This is a genomic window from Sphingopyxis sp. (genome assembly GCF_036402335.1).
Taxonomy (GTDB): Bacteria; Pseudomonadota; Alphaproteobacteria; order Sphingomonadales; family Sphingomonadaceae; genus Sphingopyxis.
In genome coordinates, this window is the sequence record NZ_DASWTD010000650.1 from 1 (window position 1) to 6,405 (window position 6,405).

Consider the following 6,405-nt stretch of genomic DNA (forward strand, 5'->3'; position numbering starts at 1 on the left):
CCAATGGCTGTCGACCACCGGGCCATAGCTCGCCCCCTGTTCGGCGCGCAGGCGGTCGAACAGCCGGTCGTTGAAGATCGCGGCAAGGATTTCGAGCCCGCGTGCGTCGCGCGGACTGGCGACGCCGCCACCGGTCGGCCAGGCGGTCATCGCCGCCGCCTGCCCCTGCTCGCCGCGATGATAGGCGATATCGGGCACGGTTACATGTCTGGCGAACTCGACGCGCTGACCGGCCGGAGGCGCCAACGCCTTGCGCGGTGGCAGCGCGCCGAGCGTTTCGGCGAGGATCTTGCGATAGTCGACCGAAGCGAGGTCGCCAAAAATCTGGACCTCGATCGGCCCACTCGCCAGTCGCGGCTCCCAAAAGGCGCGGAAAGCTGCCGGGGTCAGCGCCTCGATCTGCGCCTTGTCGGGTGCCGCCCAACGCGCATCGTTGTTGGTCAGCCAACCGCGCAGATTGCGGTCGAGCACCGCGTTCGGTGTCGCGTCATTGAGGTCATATCCGGTGAGATAGCCGATCCGCAGCCGTTCGACCGGCGCCGGGTCCCAGCGCGGCTGCGCCAGCTTTCCCGCAATCAGTCGCATCTGGTCGGCGAGATCGGCAGGTTTGCTTTCGGCTGACAATTCGAACGCATCGTCATCGATCGCGAAGTTCATCTGTATCTGCCGCCCGTTGGTGAGCTGGTCGATCTCGTTCTGGCCCCACGGTCCGATCCCGCTCGCGACCAGCGCATAATCGCCGGTCCACAGCAGGTTCGGCGCGTCGGCGGCCACGCTGCGGTTGCCGGTGCCGAAGCGGACGTTGACGCGAACCTTGCCCGGTTCGACCTTGTTGTTCGAGACAAGCGCGGTCACGCCATTGGCGAACTCGATCCGCTCGGCGCGGAGTCCGAGGAGGCTGTTCGTCGCGGTGATCGTGCCCGGCTGGCCGATAGCAGGGAGTTGCCTGAAATCGGCCTTCACCGTCGCCAGCCGGTCGTCGCGCGCGGTGACCGGCGCCTTCAGTGCCGCGAGCACCGCGGCATTGCCGCCGGCCTCGGTCGGCGTGGTCAGCACGACGCGCGTCACCGGCGCGGCAAAGATCGCCTTGCTGATCTCGAGCATCACCTTGGGCGTCGCCGAGGCGCGGATCGCCTTGAACATGTCGACCTGCCCCTGCGGGCTGGTCACCGTTTCGCCGATGTCGACCGCGCGCACCATGTCGTCGGCCAGCCGCGCACCGGGTTCGTTGCGCGCATTTTCCAGTTCCTTCACCAGGAACGCTTCGATTTCGTTGGCCTCGCGGTCGATGTCGGCCTGCGACGGCGGGGTTCGCACCGCGTCGGCGATCACGCCGCGGACGTCGGCGAGCGCGGCTTTCCAGTCGCTCAGCGGGACGATCGACGCCATCGTCACGTCGGCGCTGCGGCTGACATATTGCTGCTCGACGGTCGCGACCAGATAGCTGCCGCCGCTGCGCGCACGGTTTTCCAGCCTGCGGTTGACCAGCGCCTGCGCGATGAATTCGAGATAGAGTCGCCGCGTGTTTTCGACCGTATCGATCCGCTTCTGCCATGGGCGAACCATTGCCAGCGTCAGCGCGAGCGGCTGGTTCGCCTCGACGATTTCCAGCGCCGCCGGCTTTTTCGGATCGGGCTTGCCAAAATCGGGCTGCACCGGCCCCGGCGTGTCGACGCCCCAGTCGCCATAATATTTCGCGATCAGGCGCGCGAATTCGGCCGGGTCGCCATCGCCAACGATGACGACAACGGCGCGTTCGGGCCGGTACCAGCGATTGTGAAACGCCGCGACCGACGTTGCGCTCGCCTTGCCGAGCGAGGCGGTCGTCCCGATCGGTGAGCGGTCACCGAGCAGCTGGCCGGCGAACAGATGCGAATTGGTCAAGTCGCCGATCCGCTTTTGCGGACCGTCCGATTCGCGCAGCTCGGACATCACGACACCGCGCTCGGCGGCGACCGCGAGTTCCGAAATCCGCGGCTCGCGCACCATGCCCGCCAGCAATTTCATGCTCTCGTCAAGATTGGTCGGCGTCACACTCGGCAGGTCGAGTTGATAGGCGGTCTGGGTCGGGGTCGTCTGCGCGTTCGAATCGCTGCCGAAGGTCACGCCGAACCGCTGCCAGATGCGCTTGGCCTCGCCGTCGGGAATATGCTCCGACCCACGGAATGTCAGATGTTCGAGAAGATGCGCATAGCCGCGCTCATCTTCGGTTTCGAACATCGATCCGACGTCCATCCGGACCCGGATCGACACCTGCCCCGGGGGAACGCCGTTGTTGCGCACCGCATAGCGCACGCCGTTCGGCAGCACGCCGAACTGCCACGCCGTATCGCGCGGGATATCGCTGCCGGCATACAGCCAGTCGCCATCCTTCGCCTGGCTCTCGGCGGTCGCCACCGGCGCCCCCGCCTGCGCATGGCCAGCAGCCGGAAACAGCAGCAGCGCTGCCCCGGCCCCGGCAAGGAAAAAGGATCGGACGGAACGGGGCGACGGGCGCGCGGGGAAATAAGACATTGGCGCATCTTATCGCGTTCGAACCTTGCTGGCCACTGAACTGTCACGCCCCTTGTCCTGCGCGCGCGCGCAGCTTAGCCAGATGCAATGAGTACCGCGCCCGCATCACCCCCCGCCCCCGTCGCCGCTCTGGTCCAGATGACGAGCGGGATCGATCCCGACGCCAATCTGGCCGCGATCGACCGCGCGATGGGCGAAGCGGCGGCGGGCGGCGCCGCCATGGCCTTCCTCCCCGAAATGTCGCTGCTGCTCGATCGTGACCGCGCGCGTTCGGCCGCGCATGTCGCCCGCGAAGCCGACAGCCCCTGGCCCGCTGCGCTTCAGGCCATGGCGCAGAAGCATGGGTTATGGCTGCATTCGGGGTCGATGCCGCTTCTCGCCGACGACGGCCAGCGGCGCGTCAATCGCAGCCACATCATCGCGGCCGACGGCAGCATCCGCGCACGCTACGACAAGATCCACATGTTCGATGTTACGCTGCCATCGGGCGAAAACTGGACCGAATCCGCGGCTTATGCCGGCGGTGACGCGATGGCGGTGGTCGAAACCCCGCTCGGGCAACTGGGCCTCAGCATCTGTTACGACCTGCGGTTTCCCGAGCTTTACCGGGCGCTGACCGAGCGCGGCGCAACCCTGATCGCGATTCCCGCTGCCTTCACCGTATCGACGGGCGAAGCGCATTGGCACGTGCTGATGCGCGCGCGCGCGATCGAAACCGGCTGCCACGTCATCGCCGCGGCACAGTCGGGCACGCACGCCGACGGGCGCGAAACCTATGGCCACAGCCTGGCGGTGGACCCATGGGGCGCGGTGCTGTCGGACGCCGGAACCGGGTCCGAGACGGGGGATCGCGGGTACAGGCTGAGCTTTGCGCCGATCGCGGGCGCCGCGGTCGATCGTGCGCGGCAGGCGATACCCCTCGCCCGATCGCGGGCGAACAGGGACATCGCGCTATAGACAATCCAGGCGTGCACCGCGCAGGTAGGCCGGTGTCGCATCGATACCGCAAATGCACAAAGGGCCCCGAGCACAGCTCGGAGCCCTTTGGTTTATCGGTTGAGAAAGCCGATCAGCCCGGGCTGGTCGGGTCGTCGTCGTTGTTGTCCGACGCGATGATGATGCCGCCGATGATGGCAGCGAGAGCGAGGACAGCGATGATCCAGCTGGTGCTGCCTTCGAGTTCGCTCTGGCCATCAACGGCCGAAGCTGCACGCGCTGCGGGAGCCGCCGACGCCGCAACCGGCGCCACAACCATCGAGGTCGCCGCGAGGGAGATCGCAGCCTTCTTAAGCAGGTTCATCATATTCTCCGTCCACTGGATTAGTCTTGTCGAATCACACCGGGGGAGCCCCCCGATCCGCTTCTGCATGGCCCTCTTAGGCATAGCGTTCAGCAATTGCAACGACGTTTTGCCCTAGCCGGGTAAAACTTAGCAATTTGCAAACAGACAAAAAGTTACGCGTCAGAATCTGTTTTAACCACGCCGGATACGGTCGAATATCTCGCTGGTGACGGGATAACCCAGATGATCCGGAATGCAAAGATGCGCCTGCCCTTCGCGCTCCTCGATCCACGGCGTGATCAGATCGACCGGAAACCGCGAGGAACGTGCTGAAAAGTCTGAAAAATCGGCGCTCTCGGCGAGTCGTTCGAGGTTGCGGCGGGTCGGAAAGATCACCGACACCTCGCCGCGATCGGCCATCGCCAGCGTGTCTTTCGCGCTCGCCCAGAAAATATGGCTGTGCTCGGCCTCCTCGACCGTCAGTTCATGTCCGTGCGGCGGCGCGGCGATGGCATAGAAACGTGTGTCGAACGTCCGCGCTTCCTTGAAGTTCGGGCACCAGCGCGCGAAGGGCACCAGCGCCTCGAACGCGATTCGGTCGCCGCGCGCCGCGAGAATGTCCGACAGCAGCGTGCCGGCGAGCAGCGCCTGCCGTACCTCGGCGACGTCCTTTTCCGCCAGTGCCGGCCAGCCGACCGCGAGCCCCGTTTCCTCCAGCGTCTCGCGAAGCGCCGCAACCCGGGCCGCACCGTCAGCCTCGGCAAAGCCCGCTCCATGCTGGCGCGCGACCAGATAATCGTCGGGGTCGACGCGCCCGCCGGGAAATACCACCGCGCCAGCGGCGAAAGCCATGGTGGCCGACCGTTTGACCATCAATATTTCGTCGGGCCCGGCTCCCGACGGACGCATGATGACAAGCGTCGCCGCGGGAATCGCGCCTTCGGGCAGAATTTCGGACGGGGCGGACGGCGGATCGGCAGGGGTCATGGCCCAAGGCGATAACGGCGGCGTGCCGCCTTGTCATCTCGCCATTGCGGGACCGCGGGAGCGGGTGCAAGATGCGGACCGGACAGGACGGGGAGCAGGATATTGGGAATCGTCGAGATTTTGGGTGTCGCCGGCAGCCTCAGCCTCCTTGCCGGCTGGCGACTGTACCTGACGATATTGGCCACCGGAACCGCTATGCATTTCGGCTGGCTGCCGCTTCCCGACCATCTCGCCGCGTTGCAGGTCCTTGCCAATCCCTGGGTGCTTGGCGTCGCGGCGGTCGGCACGCTCGCCGAATTCCTCGCCGACAAGATTGCGTGGGTCGATTCAATCTGGGACATGGTTCACAGCGTGATCCGTCCGCTCGGCGGCGCCCTGCTCGCGCTCGCGCTCGTCGACTCTTCCGACCCGACGTGGCAGGTCATCGCTTTCCTGCTCGGCGGCGGCGGCGCGCTGCTGAGCCACGGCGCGAAGGCAACCACGCGTGCGGTCGTCAACGTCAGCCCCGAACCCTTCAGCAACGCGGCAGTTTCGACGGGCGAAGACGTCGCGACGGGCGGTCTGCTCGCGCTTGCCATTGCCTACCCCCCGCTGGCGATCGTGATCGCGATCCTTCTGGCAATCGCCGCGGTCGTGGTCATCATCGCGCTGCGCCGCCTGCTCCGCAACCTCAAGGCGACGCTGAAAAACGCGCTGGGCGACGGGCCGCCCGCAGTACCGGAAGCCCCGCCTTACTGATTTCGTCGCCGCTTTATTGGTAGTCCGGCAATAAAGCGCTTTTGGGTTCGATGAATATCCGCGCTATTTCTCGATAATTCCGGGGAAATACGGACCAGCCGGCGCCCGTGGAGCTAAATGGCCTGTACGGCGCCTGCCTCGACTTCCCGATCCGATCGCGGTCCTGCCAGCGTTGTATCGGCGCGCGGGCGCCTGCCCGTTTCGGCCGCCACCCACCTGGCAAGTGAGCACCGACCTCAAGCCGGCAGCAGTGCCTTCAGCGGTGTTTCGGCGTCGGCGAGTTGCTCGGGCGTCGCGACGAGCCCCGCGGTGACGATCATGCGGCCCTGCACATAATCCTTCGTCGCGTTGACGCAGTCGATCGCGATGACCTTGCCCGCCTTGAGGTAAACGACCGAGAAGCTGCGCGTTGCCGGATCGCCGCGCAGCACCGCCTGATCGTGCCCCGTCGACAGCCCCGCGGTCTGGAGCTTGAGGTCATACTGGTTCGACCAGAACCACGGGATCGCGTGATAAGGCGCTTCGTCGCCGACGATGCCCTTGGCGACGACATTCGCCTGATCATTGGCGTTCTGGACCGACTCGAGCCGGATCTCGGCGCCCTCGGCAAAATCATTCGTATGCGCCGCGCAGTCGCCGATCGCATAGATGTCGGGCAGGCTCGTCTTGCACAGCCGGTCGACACGCACCCCGTTGGCGCAATCGGCGCCCGCCGCGATCAGCGGTTCGACCGCAGGAACGATGCCGATGCCGACGATGACGAGGTCGGCGGGAACGACTTCGCCGTCCGAGAGCCGCACGCCGGTGACGCGATCCGCACCCTCGATCGCATCGACGCAGACGCCGAGGTGAAGCTCGACGCCGTGATCCCGATGTTCCTTCTC

6 protein-coding genes are annotated in these 6,405 nt (G+C 66.0%); 2 read left to right on the forward strand and 4 right to left on the reverse strand.

Annotated elements, in window-relative coordinates; all coding sequences use genetic code 11:
- Positions 1-2,514, reverse strand: a 2,514-nt coding sequence (locus VGD20_RS20800; protein WP_331136275.1) for a M16 family metallopeptidase, incomplete at its 3' end; no start/stop codon positions are given.
- 138 nt (positions 2,515-2,652) lie between these two features.
- On the opposite strand from VGD20_RS20800, the gene VGD20_RS20805 reads away from it, so the two are divergent.
- Positions 2,653-3,471 carry a carbon-nitrogen hydrolase family protein gene (locus tag VGD20_RS20805; protein ID WP_414714605.1) on the forward strand — a complete coding sequence of 273 codons (819 nt, stop codon included), beginning with the start codon at positions 2,653-2,655 and terminating at the stop codon, positions 3,469-3,471.
- A 112-nt stretch (positions 3,472-3,583) separates the two neighbouring features.
- Here VGD20_RS20805 and VGD20_RS20810 read toward each other — a convergent pair whose 3' ends face one another.
- Both VGD20_RS20810 and VGD20_RS20815 read right to left on the reverse strand, forming a co-directional pair.
- Positions 3,584-3,817: a hypothetical protein gene (locus VGD20_RS20810; protein WP_331136277.1), complete on the reverse strand. Its 234-nt coding sequence runs from the start codon at positions 3,815-3,817 to the stop codon at positions 3,584-3,586.
- 171 nt (positions 3,818-3,988) lie between these two features.
- Positions 3,989-4,783: an NUDIX hydrolase gene (locus VGD20_RS20815; protein WP_331136278.1), complete on the reverse strand. Its 795-nt coding sequence runs from the start codon at positions 4,781-4,783 to the stop codon at positions 3,989-3,991.
- Positions 4,784-4,885: 102 nt separating this feature from the next.
- Between VGD20_RS20815 and VGD20_RS20820 the strand changes: the two genes are divergently transcribed.
- Positions 4,886-5,521 (forward strand): DUF4126 domain-containing protein, encoded by a 636-nt coding sequence (locus tag VGD20_RS20820; RefSeq protein WP_331136279.1) that lies wholly within the window; start codon positions 4,886-4,888, stop codon positions 5,519-5,521.
- Between the two features lie 236 nt (positions 5,522-5,757).
- Here VGD20_RS20820 and VGD20_RS20825 read toward each other — a convergent pair.
- On the reverse strand, positions 5,758-6,405 hold a 648-nt coding region (locus VGD20_RS20825), incomplete at its 5' end, for an NAD(P)/FAD-dependent oxidoreductase (protein ID WP_331136280.1).

Excerpts from the sequence above, each read along its gene's own strand:
- VGD20_RS20805 (WP_414714605.1), top strand. The coding sequence starts at position 2,653 with ATGACGAGCGGGATCGATCCCGACGCCAATCTGGCCGCGATCGACCGC.
- VGD20_RS20810 (WP_331136277.1), bottom strand. The coding sequence starts at position 3,817 with ATGATGAACCTGCTTAAGAAGGCTGCGATCTCCCTCGCGGCGACCTCG.
- VGD20_RS20815 (WP_331136278.1), bottom strand. The coding sequence starts at position 4,783 with ATGACCCCTGCCGATCCGCCGTCCGCCCCGTCCGAAATTCTGCCCGAA.